Genomic DNA, 23,390 nt, shown 5'->3' with positions numbered 1-23,390 from the left:
TCGGCGGCCGGTCCGGCCGCTCGTCGTGTGCACGCCACCCCCAGGACCCGTCCGGATCCGTCCGGTGCCGTGGCCGTACGAGGGGTTCGAACAGCGGACGGGTGCGGGGCATTCCCGGCACACCCGGACAGGGCGGTTGACAGTGGCATATGCCAACTGGGTAGCCACTGGTCCAGGGGCATAATTGAGCCATCAATCTCTTCAACAGCCGCTCCGGGCGGGGCGCTTGGTGGCTATCGTGTGAGAGCAAGCGGTAACAACCTGCTAGGGGGAAAACCGTGGCGCTGAAGCCCGAGCCGACCGCGCCGTTCCACTCGGTGCAGTACGCGCTGCGCGTACTCGAAACGATCGCACGGCACACCGGTGGCGTGACGGACGTACAGATCGCCCGTGAGACGGGGCTGCCTTCGGCCCATCTCACCCCCATGCTCCTCATGCTGCGGCGGGAGGGGTACGTACTGCAGGTGTCCGACGGCGCCTACGCGATAGGTGACTCGCTCGTCCTCCTGGGCTCCGGCATGGACCGGCAGCAGGCGTTGCAGGACAAGCTCCAGGAGACCCTGGACCGACTGCGCGACTCGGTGGGGGCGGCGGTCTACATCAGCCGGTACGTGGACGGGGAAGTACGGATCACGCAGTTCGCGGACAGTCCCCGCACCCCCAAGGTGCACGAGTGGGTCGACTTCCGTTCCGCCGCGCACGCCAGCGCGGTCGGCAAGTGCCTGTTGACGCAGCTCGACCAGAACGGCCGCCGCGACCACCTCTCGCGGCACAAGATCGCCCGGCTCACGTCGAAGACGATCACCAACGAGCGGATCCTGTTCTCGAAGCTGGACAGCCAGCCCGCCACGGTCCCGATGCTGGACCTGCAGGAATACGCGGTGGGCACGGTCTGCGCGGCGGTGCCGATCACGGCCGGGTCGGCGGTGGGGTGCCTGGCCCTGTCGATGCCGGTCGAGCACGCGCACCGGCTGCGGGCCGCGGCGGAGGCGCTGAACCGCAAGGCCGCGCCGCTGCTGCTGTCGCTCACGCTGTAGGGCCGGTCCGGCGGCGCACGACCAGGGACGCACAGGGGCGGAAACACTTCGGGCGGTTCCCGGTGAACCGGAAACCGCCCGAAGGACAGGTGCGCCGCCAGGGACTCGAACCCCGGACCCGCTGATTAAGAGTCAGCTGCTCTAACCAACTGAGCTAGCGGCGCCTGCTGGCAGAGAAAATATTACCCGGTCCCCAGGGGTGCTCGCGACCACCTTCGACCGGCCTCCGGTCACCGGCCCAGCAGGTCCGCGCGGGACTGGGCCGTATACGACTCCAGGAGACCGGAAACGTCCGCCGCGGTCAGCGGGCGGTACCCCGTGACCGGCGCGGCCGGTACCGGACGCCACCAGACCGGGTCCGGGGTCCGGAAACCGTCCCGGCGCAGCCCCACCCGGTGCACCTTGTTCGTCGCCGTGACCGGCATGTCCGCGACCACCCGGACGTAGCGCGGGGCCATCTTCGTGCCCAGGTCGGGCTGAGCGGCGAGGAAGGCCCCGAACGCCCGCGGATCGAAGACCGCCCCGGGCCGCAGCGCGAGGGCCGCCATCACCTGGTCCCCGGCCACCTCGTCCGGCACCGCGTACACGGCGACCGCCGCCGCCTCCTCCCAGCGCGCCAGGATGTTCTCGATCATCGCGGCGGCCAGGTTCTCGCTGTCCACGCGCAGCCGGTCGTCCGTGCGGGCCGCGAAGTAGAGGAAGCCCTCGGCGTCGCGGAAGAACAGGTCCCCCGTCCAGTACCAGCCGTCCCGGGTCCGGGCCGCCTCCGCGTCGGGGTTGCGCCAGTACCCCTCGAAGAGGCTGCGCCCCCGGTTGACCAGCTCCCCTATGGCCGCGGCGCCGTTCACGAGGCGGCCCCGCCCGTCGAAGACGGCCGCCGGGCACTCGGCGCCCGTCTCCGGGTCGATGACGGCCAGGTCGCTCCCGGCCCCCGCCCGGCCCAGGGCGCCCGCCGGGGTGTCCGGGGTGCGCTGGACGGAGGCGCCGCCCTCGGTGGCGCCGTAGCCCTCGACCAGCCGGACCCCGAAGCGCTCGGCGAAGCGGGCCGCGTCCACCGCCCCCGCCTCGGTGCCGAAACCGAGCCGCAGCGGGTTGTCCCGGTCGTCGGGGCGCGGCTCGGTGGCCAGCAGGTACTGGACCGCGCGCCCGACGTAGGTGAAGTACGTCGCCCCGTACGCCCGTACGTCGTCCAGGAACGCGGACGCCGAGAAGCGGCGGCGCAGCGCCACCGAGGCGCCTGCGGCGAGGGCCGGGAGCCAGTCGGCGATGACGGCGTTGCCGTGGAACATCGGCATGCAGATGTAGTGGACGTCGTCGGGGGTGACCGAGAACTGCCGTACGAGGGCGGCCCCGGCGGCGGCGAGCCGGCCCTGGGTGCAGATCGCGGCCTTGGGGGCGCCGGTGGAGCCGGAGGTGAAGTAAAGGAGCAGCCGGTCGCCGGGACCGGGGCCGCCGGGCCGCAGCGAAGCCCCGCCCGGCTCGGCGCCCGCGTAGGGGGCGAGGAGGTCGGCGTACTCCTCGCTGTCGGTGACCAGGACGCGGACGCCGGGCAGGTCGAGGCCGCGCAGGAGCGGCAGGTGGGCCCGCTCGGTGACCAGGATCCGGCAGTCGGTGTGCAGGATGTCTCGGGCCAGCTCGGGCCCGCGCCGGGTGGGGTTGATCCCGGCGACGGCGGCCCCGGCGAGGGCCGCCGCGCCGAGCCAGAAGGGGAACTCGGGGGTGTTGTCGAGCAGCACCCCCAGGTGCGGCTCCGCCCCCGGGGGCAGCAGGTCGACGAGCAGCGCGGCGCGCGCGGCGGCCTCCTGGGCGGTCCGGTGGTGGCTGAGGACGGTGTCTCCGTACCTCAGCCCGGGCCGGTGGTCGCCCCATTGGCGCGCCATGAGTTCCGCGACGGTCTCGGGTGTCGTCGTCCGCATGCCGCCGGAGATTAGCTGACGTTACGTCAGAACTGAACGTCGGAGCACGAGTAGAAGGCGTTGGCGGTGTCGTTGACGGTCCACACCGCCAGGATCATGTGCCGACCGGTCTTGCCGCTCGGCATCACGCCCTGGTGGACGGTGGTCATGTCGGGGCGCGCCCCGTTGTAGGCGACCGTGAGGAAGGGCTGGGGGTCGAGCGAGGCCCGGGTGAGGGGCTTGGCGGGGTCCCAGCCGTTCTTGGTGACGTAGTACCGGAAGTCGGTGGTGGAGTGGTTCGCGGTGAACTGCCACCGGAAGCTGTAGGGCTGCCCGCTGGTCACCTTGGTGGTGGGCCAGGTCCCGCCGCGCGGGTCGTCGAGTTCCGCGAACTCGGGGTGGTTGCCCGAACATATCCGGCCGTCGGCCGGGCCCGCCGCCGGGAAGCCCTTGAGCCCCTCGACGCTCTGCGGCTCCCACTGGATGGAGCCGCAGTTGGCGACGGTCTTGTTGGCGCAGAGCTTCTGGCGGCTGATGGGGCTGTCGGTGTACCCGTGGCTGCTCGCGGTGGGGGCGCTGAGCACGGACACCCCGAGGATCACGCCGAGACCGAGCGCGGCGGCGCGGGCCCGTCTGGGCGTGCGGGTGGGCATGCGGGTGTTACGCATGATGCTCCTTGAACGTGGGGGGAGTTCGGTGAGCGTGCGCACGCGTGGGGAACTGCGGTACCTGAATCGGTCTAGACCAAGTCCCAGATTATTGACGTGAGTTGGCCATGTCCAGACCAATCGGCGAACAGGCGTCCCGCGATGCGGGCAGCCCCGGATAGCGGACACGCCGGAGGGGCGGCCGATGGCTCCGGCCGCCCCTCCGGGTCCGCGTGAACGCGGTGGTTACTCCGGGCGCCCCGTGTAGAAGGCCACCGTCAGGTCCTTCACCAGTGCCTTGCGCTCGTAGTCGTCCAACTCCACCAGACCCCGGGAGGTCAGCCGGTTGACGGTGTCGTCGACCGCGTCGACCACCGAGGTCAGCACGCTGTCCCGGTGCTTCGCGTCGATCGCGGCGACCCGGCGGCGGCGCATCGCGGCGGCGACCTCCGGGGCGTACTCGATCCGGGTCGGCTGCGCCGAGTAGACCTCGATGCCCACGGCCTCCGTCTCGGCCGCCAGCATCCGGGTCAGCGCGTCACCCACCGCCTCCGCGTCGCGCAGGGTCGGGGCGTCCTCGTGGAAGGCGTCGGCGGGGAGCTGCGAGAGCACCCGGGCCATGGCGGACTCGACCTGCTCGGCGAGGTAGTCGCTGTGGTCCTCGACGGCGAGGGCGGCCCGGGCGGTGTCCTTGATCTGCCAGACCACCTGCACGACGACCTGGAGGGCGAGACCGCCCGAGTCGACGGCGGGCAGCGGGTCGCTGCGCCAGTGCCGCAGGCGTACGTCGACCCGGCGGCGCAGCAGCAGGGGGCTGACCCAGAGCAGACCGCTGCGGCGGACCGTGCCGCGGTAGCGGCCGAACAGGGTCAGCACCCAGGCGTGGCCGGTACGGCCCCGGCCGAGGCCGCCGAGGGCGAACAGGGCGACGACGCCGAGGAAGGCGAGCGGGGGCCACTGGTAGGAACGCAGCCCCTCGTACGGGTGGGGCGTGGCCCCGAACGCCGCCACCAGCGCGGGGGGCAGCGCCCCGGCCCGCCAGAGCACGGCGGCGCACCCGGCGAGGGCGAGGGCGCCGATGAGCAGGCCGACGGACCCGGGCAGGACGGGCCCGCGGACCTCCCGCAGCCGGTCGTCCCCGCGGGGGACGCGGCGGCCGGGGGCTGAGGCGGACGTGAGGGCGGAGGCGGAGGCAGTCGCCTTGGCCCCGCCCGTGGGACCGGCGCCGAGGCTGGGCCGGGGCCGGGCCGGCCCCCGCGCCGCGGCGGCGCCGGCGGCCCGGAACGGCAGCCCGGCCGGCACCTCGGCGACCCCGGCCCCGGCGGGCCCCGGCAGGCTGACCCGGGGCAGGTCCTGGGTATCGTCCTCCATCCCCCGCGCCACGGCCTGCGCCACGACGTGCGCGACCCCGTGCGGGGCGGGGGCGCCCTGGGCGTCGCCCGGTCCCGTCCCGGGGTCGGTCCAGGGGTACGCGTCCCAGGGCTCGGCCGCCGGTGCGGCGCCGTCGTCGCCCTGCTCCGATCCGGGACCGGTCCGGGGGTACGTGGTCCCGGGCGCCGCCGGGGCGGTCGCGGTCGCCGGGTCCGGGGCCGGGGCGGTCGCGGGGGCGGATTCGTGGCCCGGCCCGGGCCCGCCGTCGGCCCAGAGGTACGCCTCCTCGGCCCTGAGGTCGAGTTCCGGTCCGGACTCCGTCCACGGGTACGCGCCCTCGGACGCGGTGCGGGGGGTGGGCGGGTCGACGAACCGGGCTCCGGGGTCGCCGGCGCCCCCGGACGTGATGCCGGGCCCGCGCACCGTGCGGGCCGCGCCGGGGGCGGGCGGCCATACGGCGTCCGGTTCCGCGGTCCGCCCGAGCCCGGCCATGGCGGGCGCCGCCTCGACCCCGACCTCGACCCGCGCGGCGGGTACGTCGCCCCGGGCGAGGTCTCCCGCGCCCTCCGCCTCCGGCGCGGTGCGGACCGGTTCCGGTTCCGGTTCCCGTTCCAGTTCCGGCTCCGGGGCGGCGCACGTGGCCGCCGGGGGTGCGGGGGCCGCGGGCACCGCAGCCGGGGCCTCGTCGGCCCCGGGCGCGCCCGGCCGCGCCGTCGCGAAGGCCCCGGTCCCCGGCCCGGGGAGCCCGGCCCCGCTCGGCGCGAGGGGCGGGTCCGTCGGCTCCGGCGACCCCGCGGGGCGGGCCGTGAACGGGCCCGGGTCAGCGACGTACGGCCGCCGCGCGGGCACCGCCTCGTCGGCCCGAGCCGCCTGCGGCCGCGCCGTCACGGGCGCGTCGGCCGGGAACACCGGGGGCGCGGCGGCGGCGTACCGCGGCCGGCCCGTCGGGTGCCGTTCTTCGACCCGCGGCTCCCGCGGCCGCGCCGTCGCGGGAGGGCCGATCGGGGAGGCCGCCACCGGGGTGAACCCGTACGCCGTGGCCGTCGCCGGGGCGGGGGTGTCCTCGGGGGTCGGGCCCGGGGGGAGCGGCGGGGTCATGGACCAGCGGCCCGGCGCCGTGGCGGTGGGGGGCGGGAGGGGGGCCGCCAGGGTGTGCAGGCCCGCCCGGGGCGCGGCCGGGGCGGTCGCCCGGGCGACCGGCAGCGGACCCGGAGTGGCGGGCCGGGGGGGTGTCGGGGCCGGGGTGACCGGGGGGACCGCCATGGTGCCCGTCGTGAACGTCGTACGCGTGGGGTACATCGTTGCCTCCGTCATGCGAACAACCGGCGCCAGGTTTCCGGGCCCGGATAGCCGTCGGCCGAGGTCCCGCGCCAGCCCTGCGCGCGCTGGAACGCCTCGACGGCGCGGCGGTCGGCCTCGCCCCACCGGGGGCCCGGGCCGGTCGGGTAGTACTTGCCGAAGCCCTTGCGCACCAGCTGCCGCCCCAGGGCGGTGACCGCCGGGCCGGACGCGCCGGGGCGCAGCACCGCGGCCCCCGGGTAGGGCGGCACCCGCAGCGACGGCGGGCCGGTCGCGCCCGCCACCGTGGGCGGGATGTCCTTGCCCCGCTTCTGGACCAGGAGGCTCCAGGTCTTCGGGCCCGGCCGGCCGTCCGCCTCGCCCCCGGTCCAGCCCTGGGCCCGCTGGAAGGCCTGGGTGGCCAGCCGGTCGGAGTCGGTCCACTGCGGGCCGATCCCCTGCGGGTAGAACCGCGAGCCGCCGCGTCCGCTCAGCATCTGGCCGAGCTGGGTGACGTACTCGTTGTTCGCGCCCGCCCCGAACTTCGCCGCCCCCGGGTAGGTCACGTCGGCCACCGGCTTCGGCCCGGCGGCCGGTGCCTCGGGGGTGATGCCGCCGGTGATCCCGTTGAAGCGGTAGGGAAGGTACTTGGTGGCGTTGTTCCAGTACCCGTACGGCGTCGCCTGCTTCCGCGTCGTCGGGCGCGTCTGCTCGTAGGCGATGTAGTGCGTGCGGGTCTCGTCCACCCAGCCGCCGAAGAGGGTGACGTGCGAGCCCTGGTTCGGGTCGGCCGGGTTGTGGAAGAGGAGCATGTCCCCCGGCAGCAGTTCGTCCTTGGTGATGCGGGTGGCGAAGGTGTCGAGGCTGCCCGTCCACTCGTTGGTGCCGAGGTTCCAGGCCATGGAGACGTAGCCCGAGCAGTCCTGGCGGTAGCCGTCGGTCCAGTACAGGGACATGCTGTAGGGGACCTTGGCGTCCAGCCACAGCTTCGCCCGGTTGATGATCGTCGTACGGCCGATCTGCCGCCGCGCGGCCGGCGCTTTGACCGGGCCCGTGCGCGAGGGGCCGTGCAGCGGGGCCCGGCCGCCCTGGGGGCTGCCGGGTGTCACGGGTCCCGGGACCGGGTCGGGGCCGCTCACCGCCACCGCGGCGCCGGTTCCGCCGCTGAGCACCACGCCGGCGGCGGTGGCGAGGACGAGCGCGCGGCGGGCTCCGCGGGCGGCCGGATGACCGCCGTCACGGAGCGGTATGGCCCGGGCGCGGGCGAGGTCGCGCCGCCGCCGGGCGCAGCCGGGGCACCCGCAGTCGCCGCCGGGGTCGTACTCCTCGAAGAGCGGCACCGGCATCGCCGGATGCGTCGGCACCTGTGTCGGAGGCTGCGTCGTCATGCGGTTCCGTCCACTCCCCTGCTCGTCCACTGGTCGGCCGGGGCGTATCTGGCGGGGCATCAGGTACGGCGCGGCCAAGAGACATCGTGCACGATAAACACCTCAAACGTGGGTTAATCGGACAAGGCGGGCGTGTGGCGTCACGAGCACCGCCACGGGTGGGGTAAAGTTCTCTTTGTCGAAACAAGCGCCGCTAGCTCAGTTGGTTAGAGCAGCTGACTCTTAATCAGCGGGTCCGGGGTTCGAGTCCCTGGCGGCGCACAGACACGAAGAAGCCCCTCGCTCACGCGAGGGGCTTCTTCGCATTCGGCCGGGCCCGTGTCAGCCGCCCGTCGCGGCGGCGGACGCCGCCGCTGAGGGAGCGGCCTGCGGCTCGGGCTTCGTCGTGGCCGTCAGGTACGCCGACACCACCACGTTCGCCGTGTACCGCTTCGCCGCCTTGTCGTACGAACCCCCGCAGGTCACCAGCCGCACCTCCGCCCGGCCCGGCACTTTCGGCCCGTAGGCCTTGTGCGGGTCGAAGGAGGTCCGCTCGTAGACCTGGATGTCGTCGATGGTGAACTCGGCCAGCGTGCCGTCCGCGCGCAGCACCCGCACCTTGCCGCCCGGCTGCGCCGAGCTGAGCCCGTAGAACACCGCGGGCTTGGACTCGGTGTCCACGTGGCCGACCAGCAGTGCGGTGCCCGCGGCCCCGGGCTGGACCCCGCCCGACCACCAGCCCACCGTGCCCGGCTGGTCGTACGGCGGCGGTTCGATCGCCCCCTCGGCGTCCAGGACCCGGTTGATCACCGGGGCCTGGATGCCTATGGAGGGCACGTCCACCCGCTGGGGCGGCCCGGCCGCGGCGGGCGCGTGGATCGGGGCGTGCGCGGCGGGCAGCCCGGGGGCGGACATCAGACCCGGCTGGGCGTACGGGCCTCCGGACACCCCGGTGATCTCCCGGCCCCACAGCCACAGGCCCAGCACCAGCACCGTCCAGGCGGCGGCGGTCAGCAGCCGCCCGCCGCCGGAGGCCTTGGGCTCAGCCGTCACCGGGGGCCCTCACTCGCCGCTGCGGCGGCGGCGCAGGGTCAGCGCCCGGCCCGCGACGGCAAGGGTGGCCGCGGCGGCCAGCACCGCGCCGATCACGGTGTGCGGGAGGCCGGGGCCGCCCGTGTCGTGGTCCTTCTTGGCGGTGGTGGCCTTGGCGGGGGGCGCCGCGGCCAGCTCGGCCGCCATCGCGCCGCCTCCCGCGTGGACCGGCCAGATGGGCGTCTCGTGGTGGGAGGGCTGGTGGTGCTCGACCTCCAGGGAGCCGCGTACCCGGTCGTCGCGGTCGTCGCACTTGATCCGGATCTCGTGACGACCGGACCACGCGTCCGAGCGGATGTGGGCGTCGCCCCAGAGCTCGTGGTCACCGCCCCGCCCCCGGCTGAGGCGGATCTCGGAGACGAAGGCCGAGGACGTGGCGGACGCCCAGTCGCCGTCACAGCCCCGGACGCGCAGTTTGACCTGCGCTCCGGGGCGGGCCGGGTCCGGATCGGCCGAGACTCCGCCGCGGTCGTCCCCGTTGGCGAGGGCGAGGGGGGCGGTCACGGTGGTCACGGCGGTGAGTGCCGTCAGGGCGACGGCCACCTTGGCGACACGGAGAGCGATCAGATCACTGCGCATGGTGAACCTCCTTCTTCAAGGAGGTTCACGTGCGGCGCGCCGCTCCGCATCCGGAGCGGCGCGCGCTTGGCCCGTACGTGTCACAAGTACACCCCGGGGCCGGGCTGCCACCGGGTCAGACGAGGTCGACCAGGTCCGCGATCGAGGGCACCGTCTTGGTGGGGCGGTAGGGGAACTTCTCGGTGTCCGCCTCGGAGGTGAGGCCGGTCAGGACGAGGAAGGTCTGCATCCCCGCCTCCAGGCCCGCCAGTACGTCGGTGTCCATCCGGTCGCCGATCATCGCGCTGGTCTCGGAGTGCGCGCCGATGGCGTTCAGACCGGTGCGCATCATCAGCGGGTTCGGCTTGCCCGCGAAGTACGGCTTCTTGCCGGTCGCCTTGGTGATCAGCGCGGCGACGGCGCCGGTCGCGGGCAGCGGGCCCTCGGCGGAGGGACCGGTCTCGTCCGGGTTGGTGCAGATGAAGCGGGCGCCCGCGTTGATCAGGCGGACCGCCTTGGTCATGGCCTCGAAGCTGTACGTCCGGGTCTCGCCCAGCACCACGTAGTCCGGCTCGTGGTCGGTCAGGATGTACCCGATGTCGTGCAGGGCGGTGGTCAGCCCGGCCTCGCCGATGACGTACGCCGTGCCGCCGGGGCGCTGGTCGTCGAGGAACTTCGCGGTGGCCAGCGCCGAGGTCCAGATGTTCTCGACGGGGACGTCGAGGCCCATGCGCTGGAGCCGGGCCTGGAGGTCGCGCGGGGTGTAGATGGAGTTGTTGGTCAGCACCAGGAAGGGCTTGCCGGAGTCGCGCAGCCGCTTGATGAAGACATCGGCGCCGGGGATCGGGATGCCCTCGTGGATGAGGACCCCGTCCATGTCGGTGAGCCAGGATTCGATCGGCTTGCGCTCTGCCACTGGACTGTTCTCCGCTCTCGGTGACCCCCGCTGCGGAGGCCGCTGGCCTTGACCCGCTGGGTCTCCACCACCCTACGCGGGCCGGGCCGTGGACGCGTTCGGCGTCCACGGCCCGGTCACCGCGTGCGGTGACCTGCGGGGAAGGGTCAGCCGAGGGTGACGTTGTCGACGGTCCAGTACCAGTTGTTGCTGCCGCTGTAGCGGAAGCGGACCTGGACGTCGGTGGCGCCCGCCGGGACCTGGAGCGCGATGGCCTCGGACGTCGCGACGGCGTCGGCGGTGTAGTTCTTGACCACCGTCGGGGCGCCGCCGTTGTACGAGACGAGGACCTGGGCGCTCTGCCCGGCCTCGTGGCGGTAGTGCGTCTGGAAGGCGAGGGTCTTCGTCGCACCCCCGGCCACCGGCCACTTGGGGGTGATCAGGGTGGAGTCGAAGGTGCCGGTGTGGCTCTTGTCGTCCCACTCGTCGGAGTCGGCGACGGCGAAGACGTCACGGGAGCGGACGTTCAGTTCGCGCCACTGGTCGCGCTGGGACTGGCTCCAGAACTCGTCGGTGGTGAAGGCCCATCCGGCCCACTCGGCGACACCGCCCGTGCCCATCCTGGAGTTGTCGACGGCCCAGCCCGCGGGCGGGGTGTGCGTGAAGCCCTTCACGCCCGCGCCGATGCCCGTCTCGTCCACCCTGGCCTGGAGGCTGGGCCGCAGGGTGTCGAAGGGGTCGCTGTCCGGCGCGTTCAGCGGTACGCCGTCCAGTCCGGCGGTGGAGACGCCGACCTGCTGGAGCGCGGTGGCGGCGACGTCGACGAGGCGTACGTCGTTGCGTACCGAACCCGCCGCGATGCCCGCGCCCTTGGCGATGACGAAGGTGCCGCGCTCCTGGATCGTGGAGCCGCCGTGGCCGCCCGCGTCGGTGTGACCGTGGTCGGTGGTGACCAGGACCTTCCAGTTCTCCTGGCCGTACGTGGGCCGGGCATGGACGGCGGTGAGCAGCTGACCGACGAGCTTGTCGACCCGGCCGATGGTGTTCAGGTACTCCTGGCTGGCGGCGCCGGAGGAGTGGCCCGCGTGGTCGATCTCGCCGAAGTAGACGAAGGCGGCGTCGGGGTTCTGGTCGCGCAGTTCCGCGGAGGCCGCGGCGGCGATCTTCGGGTCCTCGCTGCCGTAGCCGTCGCGGTCGCCCTTGAGGGAGAGGCGCTTGTCCACCTTCGGCGAGAAGATCGGACCGTTCTGGTCGGTGGAGGTGATGGGCTCCCAGTCGGCGGCCGCGTAGGTGTTGAGCGCGGGGTTGGCGTTCTCGGCGCGGGTCAGGAAGTCCGGGTGGGCCGTGTAGTTCTTGCCGGTGAAGGAGTTGTCCTTCACGCCGTGCTTGTCGGGCCAGACCCCCGTGGCGATGGTGGACCAGCCGGGGCCGGAGGAGGTGGCGGCCATGGGGTTGGCGTACAGGGTGCTGCGGGCGGTCAGACCCTGGGCCATCAGGCCGTTGAGGTTCGGGGCGTCGGCGACCTTGACGCGGTCGAGGACGGTGCCGTCGATCCCGATGACGAGGACCTTGTTGACGGTGGCCGCGGGGGCGGCCGGAGCCGCCGGGGCGGTCTGGGCGGCGGCGGCGAGCAGGGCCGCGGCGGTGGCCGCCACGGCGAGGGCGCGTCCTGGCAGGACAGGGGACACGTACTCCTCCAGGGAGTGGGCGAAGGGGAGTTCAGCGGTGGGCCGTGCGAGGAGGCCGGTCCATGACGGGGAGCCATGGACCAGACCTGTTACCCAAACGTCACTCTTTCGGGAGCGGGTGACGTGAAGGTGGCCGACCGGCTTCGGTCAGCTGCCAGTGGCCGACTTCCACGCGTCCACGTACGAGGACAGGTTCTTGTCGATGTCGGCCCAGTCCGGCTCGAAGACCTCGACCCCGGTCATGATCTTCGTCAGCTCCACCGCGTTGGCGTCCGTGGGCTTGACGTCGGCGCGCGCCGGGAAGCCGCCGCCGACCTCGCTGACCAGTTTCTGGGCGTCCTCGGTGAGCAGGTAGTCGAGGAGCTTCTTGCCGTTCTCGGTGTGCGGGCCCTTGCTCATCAGGCCCGCCGCGTACGGCAGCGCGAAGGTGGTGGGCTTGCCGCCGTCCTTGGCCGGGAACCAGATGCCCAGGTTCGGCATGGACTTGGACTGGGCGAAGTTCATCTGTACGTCGCCGTTGGCGACGAGGATCTCGCCCTTGTCGGTCTTGGGCGCGAGCTTGCTGGTGGAGGAGGACGGGCCGACATTGTTGGCCTGGAGCTTCTTCAGGTACTCCATCGCCGCGTCCTTGCCGCCGAAGTCGTGCATCGACTTGACGACCACGGCGGTGCCGTCGCCCGCGACGCCCGGAGTGGAGTACTGGAGCTTGCCCTTGAACGTGCCGTTCAGCAGTTCCTCCCAGGTCCTGGGGGCCTCGGTCAGCTCCTTCTTGTTGTAGACGAAGCCGAAGTAGTTGTTGACGACCGAGGTCCACTTGCCGTCGGCGGCCTTGTTCGCGCCGTTGACCTGGTCCGAGCCCTGCGGCTTGTACGACTGGAGCAGCCCCTTGCCGTCGGCCTGCTGGATGAAGGGCGGGAGGGTGATCAGTACGTCGGCCTGCGTGTTGGACTGCTCGCGGACGGCGCGCTGCACCATCTCGCCGGAGCCGCCCTCGACGTACTTCACGGTGATGCCGGTCTTCTTGGTGAAGTCCGCGAAGACCTTGTCGTACCAGCCGTCGCCCTTCTCCCCCTTGAGCCCGTCCGCGCTGTAGACGGTGACGACCTTCTCGCCGCCCTTGGAGTCGGCGGCGGAGGAACCGCCGCAGGCGGTCAGGGTGGCGCCGGCGGCGAGGCATCCGGTGAGAGCGACGAGCGGGCGCAGGAGGCTGCTGGGCATGCGGAACACGCGGAACACGCGGGACATGGGGCTTCCTTCAGGAGAGGTACTGCTCAGCGGTAGGAGGCTCTGGTGCGGATGCGGGCGACGGCCAGCAGCACCAGCAGGGTGGCGGCCATCAGGACCACGGCGATGGCGGAGCCGCTGAAGAGCGAGCCGCGGTCGGTGGCGGTGAAGATCCGGACGGGCAGGGGCATCCAGTCGGGCGGGTAGAGCATCATCGTGGCGCTCAGCTCACCCATGGACAGGGCGAAGCAGAGCCCGGCGGCCGCGGTGAGCGAGGGCAGCAGGAGCGGCAGCCTGACCCGCCACAGCACGTACGAGGGGCGGGCGCCGAGGCTGGCCGCCGCCTGCTCGTAGGCCGGATCCAGACGTACGATCGCGGCTGAAACCGACTGGTAGGCGAACGCGGTGACAAGAATCGTGTGCGCCAGGATGACAATGCCGCTCGTGCCGTTGAGCAGGACCGGCGGACGGCTGAAGGCGACGAGTACGGCGAGTCCCACGACCACGGACGGAACGGCGACCGGCAGCATGAACAGGGCGTCCAGGGACCGCCTCCCGTACTTCTTCAGCCCGGCGGCGGCCAGCGCCGCCCAGGTTCCGGCGGTGAGCGCGAGCAGGCTGGCGACCAGGGCGGTGACCAGGCTGGTGGTGAGGGCCTGGAGGGATTCGCCCCGCACGGCGGCCGCGTAGTTCTCGGTGGTCGGGCCGGAGGGGAAGGCCCCGGACCAGTGGGTGGTGAAGGAGGCCGCGACCACCACGAGCAGGGGCAGCGCGAACAGCGGCAGGAAGAGCAGCGTGAAGACGGCCCAGGCGGCCCAGCGGCCGGACTTGCTATGCACCAGCACGCTTGCTCACCACCCGGTAGAGGCCGAACAGGCCGACGGAGATCGCTATGTTGACCACGGCGACCACACAGGCGGCCGGGTAGTCGGATTCGAGGATGGCCTTGCCGTAGATGAGCATCGGCAGGGTGGTGACGTCCTTGGCCCCGGTGAACAGGACGATCCCGAACTCGTTCAGGCACATGACCAGGACCAGGCTGCCGCCCGCGCCGAGCGCGGGCAGGGCCTCGGGGAGGATCACCCGCCGGATGATCCGGCCCGGCTTGGCGCCGAGGGAGGAGGCCACCTCCAGCTGCGCGGTGTCCAGTTGGGAGAAGGCCGCGAGCAGCGGGCGCATCACGAAGGGCGTGAAGTAGGTGATCTCCGCGAGGAGGACGCCCCAGGGGGTGGTGAGGAAGCGGAAGGGCCCCTCCGCCGCACCGGTGACGTCGGTCCACAGTCCGTTGGCCATGCCGACGGAGCCGTAGACGAAGAGGAGCGCGAGGGTGATGAGGAAGGAGGGGAAGGAGAGGAACACGTCGATGAACTTGGCGACGGCCCTGGCCCCGGGGAACGGCACGAAGGCGATGATCAGCGCGAGCGCGAAGCCGAGGACCAGACAGCCGACGGTGGCTCCGGCGGCCAGCCAGACGGTGGTGCCGAGGGCCTCGCGGAAGACGGTGGAGGCGAAGACGTTCCCGTAGGCGTCGAAGGCGCCGCCGCCGTTGTCGGGGGTGAGGGACTGCTGGACGACCAGTGCGAGGGGGTAGAGGAAGACCAGGCCGAGCACGGCGACCGGCGGCAGGGCCCACACCCAGCGGGGCGCCGTGGCGGCGCGCCGCACGGGGGCCGGGGTGTCGGCGGCGAGCGGGCGCGCCACCGCCTCACCCATCGGACACCCCCGCCGCCAGCAGGACCGCGTCCCGCGGTTCGAAGTGCAGGGTCACGTGGTCGCCCAGCGCCGGGGTCTCCCGCAGCTCCGGCAGGTCCGCCTTGACGCGGTGGCCGTCCACATCGACGTACAGCCGGTGCGTCGCGCCCCGCCACTGCACCTCGGTGATCTTGCCGCTGAGGGCGTTCGGCCCGTCGCCCAGGGCGAGCAGGTGCGGGCGCACGCACAGGGTCGCGCTCGCGCCGGGGGCGGCGCGGCCCGGGTCCAGGGCCAGGGCGCGCCCGGCGAAGAGCGCGCCACCGGCGGCCACGGTGACCGGGAGGAGGTTGGCGTTGCCGACGAAGGACGCGGTGAACTCGGTGCGCGGGGCGCGGTACAGCTCCTGCGGGGTGCCGCAGTCCTGGAGGCGGGCCCGGTCCATGACCGCGATCCGGTCGGCGAGGGTGAGGGCCTCCACCTGGTCGTGGGTGACGTACAGGATCGATACGTCGGGCAGTTCGCGGTGCAGCCGGGCCAGTTCGGCCAGCATTCCGGAGCGGAGCTGGGCGTCGAGCGCCGAGAGCGGCTCGTCGAGCAGCAGCACCCCGGGGCGGATGGCGAGCGCGCGGGCGATGGCCACGCGCTGCTGCTGGCCGCCGGACAGTTCGCGCGGGTAGCGCTTGGCGTAGGCCGCCATGCCCGTCATGTCCAGGGCCTCGGCCACCCGCTCGGGGATCCGCGCCTTGTCCGCCTTCTGCGCCTTGAGGCCGAAGGCGACGTTGTCCTCGACGCGCATGTGCGGGAAGAGCGCGTACTGCTGGACGACCATCCCGATGCCCCGCTTGTGCGGCGGGAGCGAGGTGACGTCCCGGTCACCGATGAACACCCGGCCCGAGACGGGACGTACGAAACCCGCGACCGCGCGCAGCGCCGTGGTCTTGCCGGAACCGGAGGGTCCGAGCAGCGCCATGACCTCGCCGGGCTCGACGGCCAGGTCGAGGGAGTCCAGGACGGTGTGGCCGCCGTAGGCGACCGAGACGGAGTCGAAGCGGATGCCGCTCACCTGCCGGACTCCGGGGCCGGGGCAGGGGCCGGGGCCGGGGCCGGGGTCAGCGGGCCGAGGAGGGCGGGGAGTTCGGCGACGGAGCCGAGGACGTGGGTCGCGCCGTTCGCGGTGAGCGCCGCGTGGCCGTGCGCTCCGGTGAGCACTCCTGCCACGATCCCGGCGCCCGCCCGGCGACCGCTGAGCATGTCGTACGCCGTGTCGCCGACGACGACCGTCTCGCGTACGTCGGCCACCGCGCCGGTCCGCAGGAACGCGGCCAGCACCATGTCCGGGTAGGGGCGGCCGCGGCCGCCCGCGTCGGCGGGGCACAGGGTGAGGTCGGCGAGGTCCCGCCAGCCGAGGGCGTCGAGGATGGCGTCCTGGGTGACCCGGGCGAAGCCGGTGGTCAGGACGACGGTGCGGCCGTCGGCGCGGAGCTGCTCGATGGTCTCGCGGGCGCCGGGGAGGGGGGCGATGAGGCCCCCGTCGACCAGCTCGCCGTACGCCTGCTCGAAGGCCGCGTTGGCGCGCTGGGCGAGGTCCTCCGTACCGAAGAGGTGGCGGAAGACGGAGATCTTCGACTCGCCCATGGTGTCGCGGACGTACTGGAGCTTGTCGGCGTGGTCGGCGGAGCCGGGCTCGACGCCGAGGCGTTCGGCGGCGCGCTCGAAGGCCCGCTCGACGAGGCCGCCGTCGGCGACGGTGGTGCCCGCCATGTCGAGGACGACGAGGTGGTGGGTGCGGGCGTCGCGGGTGCGGGCGTCGTCGGTACGGGTGCTGCTGACGTCGGCGCGGGCGTCGTCGGTGCCGTGGGAGGTGGTGCGGTCGGTCATGTGGTTCACCAGCCCAGTTCGTTCGCGGTGGTCTCGGCCATGGCGGGCGAGCAGGTCATGCCCCGGCCTCCGGGTCCGGTCACCAGCCACACGCCGTCCCGCACCTGCTGGCGGTGGACGACCCGGGTGGTGTCGGTGCACTGCGCGTACACGCCTGCCCAGCGGTGCCGGATCTTCGGCAGCGGGCGGCCCAGGAAGGACTCGACGACCCCGGTGAGGTGGTCGTAGGGCTCTTCGAGGGTGTCGAACGCGAAGGGGTGCTCGTACTCGTGGGTGTCGCCGATGGTCAGGCCGCCGTCGCGGCGCTGGACCATCAGGAGCTGCATCTTGTGCGCCGCGGCGACCGGGGCCTGCGCCTGCTCGGCGTTGAGCGCGTCGAGGGCCTCGCTCCGGTAGGCGGGGTAGTAGCGGAAGCTGTCGGCGTCGGCGACCGAGGTGGTCAGCGCCTCGCCGAGCGGCTCGGTCTGCATCATCTGGAGCCGGACGCGGCGCACGGGCAGGTCCGGGACCAGCTCGCGGACCAGGCCGGACAGCCAGGCGCCGGTGGCCAGGACCACGACGTCGCCGCGGTGGACGTCACCGTGGTCGTCGCGGACGGCGCCGGGGCCGGTGACCTCGCGGACCTCTCGGCCGGGGAGGAAGGTGTAGCGGCCGGAGGCCCTGAGCGCCTCGCGCAGGTGGAGCTGCGCGGTGCGCGGCTCGACGGCCGCGTCCCGCTCGCACCACAGGGCCGACGCGAAGGCGCCGCGCAGGGCCGGGTTGATCCCGCGCGCCTCGGCGGCGGTGAGCAGTTGGTAGCCGCGGGCGGCCGCGTCGGGGCGGGCGACGGCCGCCTCGGCGACCGCGTGTTCGCGGGCGTTGCGGACCGGGGTGAGGGATCCGATGGCGCGGAAGCCGAGGCCGGGGACCCGTTCCCCGATCCGCTCCCAGAGTTCGCGGGCGCGCAGAGCGGTGTCGAGCTCCTCACCGCCGGCCCGTCCACTGACCCAGATCTGGCCGAAATTGCGCAGTGAGGCACCGCGCGCCTCGGCTTCGCGCTCGATCTGGACGACCTCATGGCCGCGTTCGACTGCTTGCCAGGCGTGCATGGTGCCGACCACGCCGCCTCCGATGACTATGACTCTCACCCGGACCACGGTGGTCGGGGCCCATGGCCCTCGAGGATCCATCAGGCAACACGCCAGTGAACAGCCCCTAACGCTTGGACCAGACCCGTTATCATTCTGTGATGTAGATCTGTCTGCTTGGTGTGGGTTTGTTGCGTTGTGCTCTTGGTTACTCGGGCCGGAGGTGGGTCGTGAAGCTGAACCGGTCGCCACGGTAGAGCGAACGCACCCGCTCCAGCGGCCGACCGTCCTGATCCCGCGAGAAACGGTGGATCAGGAGCATCGGGAGCGCGGGCGGAGTCCCGATGAGCAGCGCTTCGCGGGGGGTGGCCAGGACCGTCTCCAGCTTCTCGTCGGCGTCGCCGAAGTCGATGCCGAGACGCTCCCGGAGATACCCGTAGAAAGAGGAATCCGGCTGGAATTCGCTGTCCAGGCGGGGGGCGCGGGCCACCCGGACGTACGTGCTCTCCAGGCCCACCCGCTCGTCGTCGGCCAGAAGAACCCGCTCCAGGTGCCAGACGGGCTCGCCGGGTTCGGCGCCGATCCCGGCGGCCAGCTCCGGCGGGCAGGGGAACTGCTCCAGCCCGATGAGGTGACGGCCCGGGCGGCGCCCCTGCCGGCGGACCCCCTCGGTGTAACTGGCGAGGGACAGCGGCTGCTCCAGCTTCGGCCCGGCGACGACGGTGCCGCGCCCGGCGCGGCGCAGCCTGCCTTCGAGCAGCAGCTCCCGCAGGGCCTGGCGGACGGTCTCGCGGGACACCTCGTAGCGCTCGGCGAGATCGCGCTCGGTGGGCAGGGCGCCGCCCTCGCCGAGTTCCTCGACGAGGGCGGCGATCCGCGCCTTGACGGCGTAGTACTTGGGGATGCGCCCGTGCTCGGGAATGCCGGAGCGGACGGGCGAGCCGGGGCGGTGACGGGTCGGTTCCACGCTGGGACTTTACGGGGGCGGGGTGTCGGCGGGCACGGCCGGGCGGGCGGTCGGCGGGCCGCGTCGGCGGGCGGCGGGCTAAGGGCGGCGGGCTAAGGGCGGCGCAGGCGGCGGGCGCCGAGCAGCAGGGCGACTCCCACGATGAGGGCGCCCAGCGCGCCGAACGCACCCGAGCCGGAGGCCCACTCGCGGGCGGCGTGGGCGCGGGCGTGCGTCGTGCCCGCGCCGGGGCCGGTCTCGGCGAGGGTCGCGGCGGATCCCGCCTCGACGGGCTCCTGGGGGACTTCGACGGAGAAGCGGTACCCGCCCGCCTCACCGATCCAGTCCCCGTCGTCCCCCTTGCGCTGGACCAGCGCGGCGTCGGCGACGACGTCACCGACCGGCGCGTCGGCGGCGAACGCCAGCCGCACGGTGACGGTGGCCGAGCCGCCGGGGCCGACGGTGAAGCCGGGGAAGGCCTGCCCGCCGTCGAACACGGCGATGATCTCGTCCCGGTCGGTGTGCTCCAGGCTGACCGGCAGGACCGCGCCCTGCGCCTCGAACTCCATCCGGAGGTGGGCGGGGCGCAGGGCCCGCGCCTTGTCCGTGAAGACGACCACGGGGTGGATGGCGGTGCATTCGGTGGCGGTGGTGTTGGTCAGGTCCAGGTACCAGGTCTGCGGTCCGGCGCCGAGGCGGTAGACGGGCGGGCCGCCGCGGATCCGGGCCCCGATGGGGAAGGCCGCGCTCTTGCCGTCACCGCAGGTGGCCCGGGCGCGCGAGGGCAGCGCGGGCGCGGGCCGGGCGCCCCCGCCGCCGGGAGGTACGGGGGCTGCGGGTGCTGGCGCGGCAAGCGCGGCGGGCACGGTCGCGGCGAGCGCTGGGGAGGCGGCGGCCGGTCCCGGTACGGAGACCAGGACCACGGAGAGGGCAAGGGCTTCGCGCAGTCGCATGGAGGACCTTCGCTTGCTCGCCGGACGATGATCTGACGAAGTGACAATCACCCCGCCGTGGCCGCACCTTCCCACACCGCCCCTCCCGCGCACCGCGCACCGCGCCCCGCCCGAACCGGTTTACGCCCGATCGGCGCAGGGGGTCAAGGGGGTCAGGTGACGGAGGCCAGAGGTCAGGGGTGCGGCGCGCCCGGGCCGGCAAGGGTGCGGCGCGCGCCCGGGCCGGCGCCGGAATCACGGGGCCGGGTACATGGGGGCGGCGGTCAGGCCTGGCCGAAGTAGGGGGCCAGGACCAGTTCCGCCGCGCCCTCGGCCACCCCGCCCGGGGCCCGTTCCACCACCGCCGGTGCGCGGCCCAGGGCGCGGGCCGCCAGTACCGTACGGACCCCCTCGACGAACACCTCCGGCGCGGCCGCCACCACGCGCCCGCCCAGCTGCACCCGGTCCACGTCCAGCAGCGCGACCAGGTTCGCGGCGGCCTCCCCCAGCACCCGCGCGGCCCGTACGAAGTCACCCCGCGCCACCGCGTCCAGGCACAGCACCTCCGCGCACCCCCGCGCCCCGCACCGGCACGGCGGCCCGTCCAGCAGCAGCACCTGGTGCCCGAACTCCCCCGCCCCCGACCCGCTCCCCCGGTACACCGCGCCGCCGAGCCGCAGCCCCGCGCCCAGCCCGGTGCCCACGTGCACGTACACCGAGGAACCGGAGCCCGGACCCGCCCCACCCGCCGCCGCGCCCGCGTTGGTGTCCTTGTCGACCACCACCGGCAACCCGAGCCGTTCGGCCAGCACCTCCCGCAGCGGGTAGCCCTCCCACCCGGGATATCCGGTCACCCGCCCCAGCACCCCGGTCCGGTGGTCCAGCGGGCCGGGCGCGGCGACGCCCACGCCCCACGGGGTCCCGGCCGCGCAGGCCCGTATCACCGTGTCCGTGACCGCGGCCACGACCAGTTCGGGCCCGGCGCCGAAGTCCAGCGGCCCGCGCCACTCGGCCACCACCCGGCCCAGCAGGTCCACCCGCACCACGCGCAGCTCATCGCGGTCCAGCTGAGCGCCCACGGCGTGCCCGGCCTCCGGAACGAGCCGGAGCAGGGTGCGCGGCTTGCCCCCGGTGGACGCTCCCCGGCCGGCCTCCGCGACCAGGCCCTCCGCCACCAGCCGGGCCGTGATCTTGCTGACGGCCTGGGGGGTCAGTCCTGTGGCCTCGGCCAGTTCGCCGCGGCCCGGGCCGGGCTCGCCGCGCAGACCCGCCCGGCGGAGCAGGGCCAGTACCAGCGCGGCGTTGTGCCCGCGCAGCCCGGCCAGGTTCGCTCCGCCGGCCACCCGCCCGGCCGCTCCCTCGCCCGCGCCGACGCCGCCGACGCCGCCCCTGCCGCCCCTGCCCGTTCCGCTGCCCGTCGCGCTCGCGCTGCCCCTGATCACCCGCCCATTGTCCACCCTCCTTGCACTTCGGCAACAGTGTTGCCAAAGTGGATGCCATGACCACCGCCTCCACTGCCTCCACCCCTCCCCTGCGCGTCGGCCTGATCGGCTACGGGCTCGCGGGGTCCGTCTTCCACGCCCCGCTCGTGGCCGCGACCGAGGGGCTCGTCCTCGACACGGTCGTCACCTCCGACCCCACCCGCCAGGAGCAGGCGCGCGGCGCGTTCCCGGGCGTACACGTCGCGAGGACGCCGGACGAGCTGTGGGAGCGGGCCGGGGAGCTGGATCTGGTGGTCATCGCCTCTCCCAACAAGACCCATGTCGACCTCGCCACCGCCGCCCTGACGGCGGGTCTCGCGGTGGTCGTCGACAAGCCGCTCGCCGCCACCGCCGCCGAGGCGCGCGAGCTGGCCGCGCTGGCCGACCGGACGGGTACCTTCCTCTCCGTCTTCCAGAACCGCCGCTGGGACAACGACTTCCTCACCGTGCGCCGCCTGATCGAGGAGGGCGAGCTGGGCGAGGTCCAGCGCTACGAGTCCCGCTTCGAGCGCTGTCGCCCGCAGCTCAAGGGCGGCTGGCGCGAGTCCGGCGCCCCGGAGGAGATCGGCGGCCTGCTCTACGACCTGGGCAGCCATGTCGTCGACCAGGCGCTGGTGCTGTTCGGCCCGGCCGTCCAGGTCTACGCGGAGGCGGACGTGCGCAGGCCGGGCGCCCAGGCGGACGACGACACCTTCATCGCGATCACCCACGCGAACGGGGTCCGCTCCCACCTCTACGTCAGCGCGACCACCGCCCAGCTGGGCCCGCGGATGCGCGTACTGGGCTCCGCCGCGGGCTACGTGAAGTACGGCCTGGATCCGCAGGAGGCCGCCCTGCGCGAGGGCGAGCGGCCGGGCACGGACCGGCCGTGGGGCGTGGAGCCGGAGGAGTTCCGGGGCCGGATCGGCTCCGGCGAGTCCCCGGTGACGGGCGGCGGGCGGCCCGTACCGACCGAACCGGGCAACTACCCGGCGTACTACGCGGCGGTGGCCTCGGCGCTGCGCGAGGGCGGCCCGGCACCGGTCACCGCGTACGAGGCGGCGGACTGCCTGGCGGTGCTGGAGGCCGCGCGGCGCTCGTCAGTGGAGGGGACCGCGGTCACGATCACACCGTTCGCGGTCTGATCCGCCCGAAAATCGCGGGCCTGGTCGTGACGGCGCGGCGCCGCGGCGCGGCGGCATGCGGCTGACGCTCCGGGCCCGAAGCCCGGAGGCGGACCTCCGGACGCGAGCGCGCGGACACGGAAGGGGCGGGTCGCCGACCACGGCGGACCCGCCCCTTCGCGCTGCTTGCGTCCGGCCGGTACCGGTCAGGCGCTCTTGAACTCCTGGCGCTGACGGCCGAGCTTCTCGATCTCCAGCTCCACGACGTCCCCGGCCCGCAGGAACGGCTTCGGCTCCGGCTGCCCCATGGCCACTCCGGCCGGGGTGCCGGTGACAATGACATCGCCCGGGTACAGGGTCATGAACTGGCTCAGATACCGCACGACCTCGCCGACCGGGAAGATCTGGTCGCAGGTCTCGCCATCCTGCTTGAGTTCGCCGTTGACCCACAGCTTGACGTCCAGGACCTGCGGGTCCGGTATCTCGTCGGCCGTGACCAGCCAGGGGCCCAGCGGGGTGAAGGTCTCGCAGTTCTTGCCCTTGTCCCAGGTGCCGCCGCGCTCGATCTGGAACTCGCGCTCCGATACGTCGTTCACGAGGACGTAGCCGCCGACGTGCGCGAGGCCCTCCTCGGCCGAGGCCAGGTAGCGGGCGGTGGCGCCGATGACGACGCCCAGCTCCGCTTCCCAGTCGGTCTTCACGCTGCCGCGCGGGATCAGCACGGTGTCGTCGGGGCCGACCACGGTGTCCGGAGCCTTGAGGAACATGATCGGCTCGGCGGGGGTCTCGGCGCCCACCTCCGCCGCGTGCCCGTGGTAGTTCAGGCCGATGCCCACGACCTTGCCGATCCGGCCGACCGGGGCGCCGATGCGCAGGCCCTCCGCGGCCAGGACGGGAAGCTCACCGGATGCCACCGCGTCCCGTACCCGGGACAGCACGGAGTCGTCGGCCAGCAGGGCGCCGTCCACGTCCGTGATCAGGCCGGACAGGTCCCGCAGGGTCCCGTCCTGGTCGAGCAGCGCGGGGCGCTCAGCACCCACCGGTCCGACACGCAGCAGCTTCATGGGCATTCTCCCGTGGTCGTGGGTGGTCGGCCCGTGGGCACGCCCCGGGCCGGCCGATGGGTTGCGGCCATCGGAGGATTGGCTGATCCTCCAATAACTCGGCCCACTCCGCAAGACCCTGTTCACAGACTGGAACGCCTCCCTCCGAGGCCCGCCCTCCTCCGGCCGGGCCGCC

The 23,390-nt window shown here is 73.6% G+C and carries 20 protein-coding genes and 2 tRNA genes; 3 read left to right on the top strand and 19 right to left on the bottom strand.

Annotated elements, in window-relative coordinates:
* Positions 1-278 precede the first annotated feature (278 nt).
* The gene (locus QMF80_RS02220; protein WP_283448951.1) at positions 279-1,037 is read left to right on the top strand and encodes an IclR family transcriptional regulator; all 759 of its coding nucleotides are present in this window, start codon (positions 279-281) and stop codon (positions 1,035-1,037) included.
* A gap of 90 nt (positions 1,038-1,127) precedes the next feature.
* On the opposite strand, the gene QMF80_RS02215 is transcribed toward QMF80_RS02220, so the two are convergent.
* The 5 genes from QMF80_RS02215 to QMF80_RS02195 all read right to left on the bottom strand — a co-directional run bounded on the left by QMF80_RS02215 (position 1,128) and on the right by QMF80_RS02195 (position 7,574).
* Positions 1,128-1,201, bottom strand: a tRNA-Lys gene (locus tag QMF80_RS02215).
* Between the two features lie 66 nt (positions 1,202-1,267).
* Positions 1,268-2,953, bottom strand: a complete 1,686-nt coding sequence (locus QMF80_RS02210; protein ID WP_283448950.1) for an AMP-binding protein — start codon at positions 2,951-2,953, stop codon at positions 1,268-1,270.
* Positions 2,954-2,979: 26 nt separating this feature from the next.
* Entirely contained in the window at positions 2,980-3,600 is a 621-nt protein-coding gene (locus QMF80_RS02205; protein WP_283448949.1) for a lytic polysaccharide monooxygenase auxiliary activity family 9 protein, read from the bottom strand.
* Positions 3,601-3,825: 225 nt separating this feature from the next.
* Positions 3,826-6,249, bottom strand: coding sequence for an SPFH domain-containing protein (locus QMF80_RS02200; protein WP_283448948.1), 2,424 nt, complete (start codon positions 6,247-6,249; stop codon positions 3,826-3,828).
* An 11-nt stretch (positions 6,250-6,260) separates the two neighbouring features.
* Positions 6,261-7,574, bottom strand: a complete 1,314-nt coding sequence (locus tag QMF80_RS02195; protein WP_283449196.1) for a peptidoglycan-binding protein — start codon at positions 7,572-7,574, stop codon at positions 6,261-6,263.
* A gap of 229 nt (positions 7,575-7,803) precedes the next feature.
* Here QMF80_RS02195 and QMF80_RS02190 point away from each other — a divergent pair.
* A tRNA-Lys gene (locus tag QMF80_RS02190) sits at positions 7,804-7,877 on the top strand.
* Positions 7,878-7,937: 60 nt separating this feature from the next.
* On the opposite strand, the gene QMF80_RS02185 is transcribed toward QMF80_RS02190, so the two are convergent.
* From QMF80_RS02185 to QMF80_RS02125, 13 genes are all read right to left on the bottom strand, one after another.
* Positions 7,938-8,648: a class F sortase gene (locus QMF80_RS02185; RefSeq protein WP_283448947.1), complete on the bottom strand. Its 711-nt coding sequence runs from the start codon at positions 8,646-8,648 to the stop codon at positions 7,938-7,940.
* Positions 8,649-8,657: 9 nt separating this feature from the next.
* Positions 8,658-9,266 (bottom strand): hypothetical protein, encoded by a 609-nt coding sequence (locus QMF80_RS02180; protein ID WP_283448946.1) that lies wholly within the window; start codon positions 9,264-9,266, stop codon positions 8,658-8,660.
* A 115-nt stretch (positions 9,267-9,381) separates the two neighbouring features.
* Positions 9,382-10,161 carry an HAD-IIA family hydrolase gene (locus tag QMF80_RS02175; RefSeq protein WP_283448945.1) on the bottom strand — a complete coding sequence of 260 codons (780 nt, stop codon included), beginning with the start codon at positions 10,159-10,161 and terminating at the stop codon, positions 9,382-9,384.
* A 146-nt stretch (positions 10,162-10,307) separates the two neighbouring features.
* Entirely contained in the window at positions 10,308-11,828 is a 1,521-nt protein-coding gene (locus QMF80_RS02170; RefSeq protein ID WP_283448944.1) for an alkaline phosphatase family protein, read from the bottom strand.
* Between the two features lie 147 nt (positions 11,829-11,975).
* Positions 11,976-13,046: a 2-aminoethylphosphonate ABC transporter substrate-binding protein gene (locus QMF80_RS02165; RefSeq protein ID WP_283449195.1), complete on the bottom strand. Its 1,071-nt coding sequence runs from the start codon at positions 13,044-13,046 to the stop codon at positions 11,976-11,978.
* Positions 13,047-13,099: 53 nt separating this feature from the next.
* Complete coding sequence (locus tag QMF80_RS02160) at positions 13,100-13,897, bottom strand: ABC transporter permease (RefSeq protein ID WP_283448943.1); 798 nt, start codon at positions 13,895-13,897, stop codon at positions 13,100-13,102.
* The gene (locus QMF80_RS02155; protein ID WP_283448942.1) at positions 13,884-14,765 is read right to left on the bottom strand and encodes a 2-aminoethylphosphonate ABC transporter permease subunit; all 882 of its coding nucleotides are present in this window, start codon (positions 14,763-14,765) and stop codon (positions 13,884-13,886) included. Before QMF80_RS02155 ends, QMF80_RS02160 begins: the two co-directional genes overlap by 14 nt.
* Positions 14,758-15,807 (bottom strand): ABC transporter ATP-binding protein, encoded by a 1,050-nt coding sequence (locus QMF80_RS02150; protein ID WP_283448941.1) that lies wholly within the window; start codon positions 15,805-15,807, stop codon positions 14,758-14,760. The genes QMF80_RS02155 and QMF80_RS02150 overlap by 8 nt, the downstream gene beginning before the upstream one ends.
* Positions 15,804-16,631, bottom strand: a complete 828-nt coding sequence (locus QMF80_RS02145; RefSeq protein ID WP_502962743.1) for a phosphonatase-like hydrolase — start codon at positions 16,629-16,631, stop codon at positions 15,804-15,806. The genes QMF80_RS02150 and QMF80_RS02145 overlap by 4 nt, the downstream gene beginning before the upstream one ends.
* Positions 16,628-17,749, bottom strand: a complete 1,122-nt coding sequence (locus QMF80_RS02140; RefSeq protein ID WP_283448940.1) for a TIGR03364 family FAD-dependent oxidoreductase — start codon at positions 17,747-17,749, stop codon at positions 16,628-16,630. Before QMF80_RS02140 ends, QMF80_RS02145 begins: the two co-directional genes overlap by 4 nt.
* A gap of 148 nt (positions 17,750-17,897) precedes the next feature.
* Positions 17,898-18,656: a GntR family transcriptional regulator gene (locus tag QMF80_RS02135; RefSeq protein ID WP_283448939.1), complete on the bottom strand. Its 759-nt coding sequence runs from the start codon at positions 18,654-18,656 to the stop codon at positions 17,898-17,900.
* A 92-nt stretch (positions 18,657-18,748) separates the two neighbouring features.
* Positions 18,749-19,588, bottom strand: a complete 840-nt coding sequence (locus QMF80_RS02130; protein WP_283448938.1) for a hypothetical protein — start codon at positions 19,586-19,588, stop codon at positions 18,749-18,751.
* Between the two features lie 263 nt (positions 19,589-19,851).
* A complete protein-coding gene (locus QMF80_RS02125; protein WP_502962751.1) occupies positions 19,852-21,006 on the bottom strand; it encodes an ROK family transcriptional regulator in 1,155 nt (384 codons plus the stop codon).
* A 59-nt stretch (positions 21,007-21,065) separates the two neighbouring features.
* On the opposite strand from QMF80_RS02125, the gene QMF80_RS02120 reads away from it, so the two are divergent.
* On the top strand, positions 21,066-22,172 hold the full coding sequence (locus QMF80_RS02120; protein WP_283448937.1) for a Gfo/Idh/MocA family oxidoreductase: 1,107 nt from the start codon (positions 21,066-21,068) through the stop codon (positions 22,170-22,172).
* 185 nt (positions 22,173-22,357) lie between these two features.
* On the opposite strand, the gene QMF80_RS02115 is transcribed toward QMF80_RS02120, so the two are convergent.
* A complete protein-coding gene (locus QMF80_RS02115) occupies positions 22,358-23,215 on the bottom strand; it encodes a fumarylacetoacetate hydrolase family protein (protein WP_283448936.1) in 858 nt (285 codons plus the stop codon).
* Positions 23,216-23,390: the final 175 nt, after the last annotated feature.

This window comes from Streptomyces sp. G-G2 (assembly GCF_030063135.1).
GTDB lineage: Bacteria > Actinomycetota > Actinomycetes > Streptomycetales > Streptomycetaceae > Streptomyces.
This window is presented reverse-complemented; position numbering and strand designations above follow the sequence as displayed.

Coding starts and splice junctions, on each gene's coding strand:
- QMF80_RS02165 (WP_283449195.1), bottom strand. CDS start 13,046: ATGCCCAGCAGCCTCCTGCGCCCGCTCGTCGCTCTCACCGGATGCCTC.
- QMF80_RS02210 (WP_283448950.1), bottom strand. CDS start 2,953: ATGCGGACGACGACACCCGAGACCGTCGCGGAACTCATGGCGCGCCAA.
- QMF80_RS02195 (WP_283449196.1), bottom strand. CDS start 7,574: ATGCCGGTGCCGCTCTTCGAGGAGTACGACCCCGGCGGCGACTGCGGG.
- QMF80_RS02130 (WP_283448938.1), bottom strand. CDS start 19,588: ATGCGACTGCGCGAAGCCCTTGCCCTCTCCGTGGTCCTGGTCTCCGTA.
- QMF80_RS02205 (WP_283448949.1), bottom strand. CDS start 3,600: ATGCGTAACACCCGCATGCCCACCCGCACGCCCAGACGGGCCCGCGCC.
- QMF80_RS02200 (WP_283448948.1), bottom strand. CDS start 6,249: ATGTACCCCACGCGTACGACGTTCACGACGGGCACCATGGCGGTCCCC.
- QMF80_RS02155 (WP_283448942.1), bottom strand. CDS start 14,765: ATGGGTGAGGCGGTGGCGCGCCCGCTCGCCGCCGACACCCCGGCCCCC.
- QMF80_RS02120 (WP_283448937.1), top strand. CDS start 21,066: ATGACCACCGCCTCCACTGCCTCCACCCCTCCCCTGCGCGTCGGCCTG.
- QMF80_RS02115 (WP_283448936.1), bottom strand. CDS start 23,215: ATGAAGCTGCTGCGTGTCGGACCGGTGGGTGCTGAGCGCCCCGCGCTG.
- QMF80_RS02180 (WP_283448946.1), bottom strand. CDS start 9,266: ATGCGCAGTGATCTGATCGCTCTCCGTGTCGCCAAGGTGGCCGTCGCC.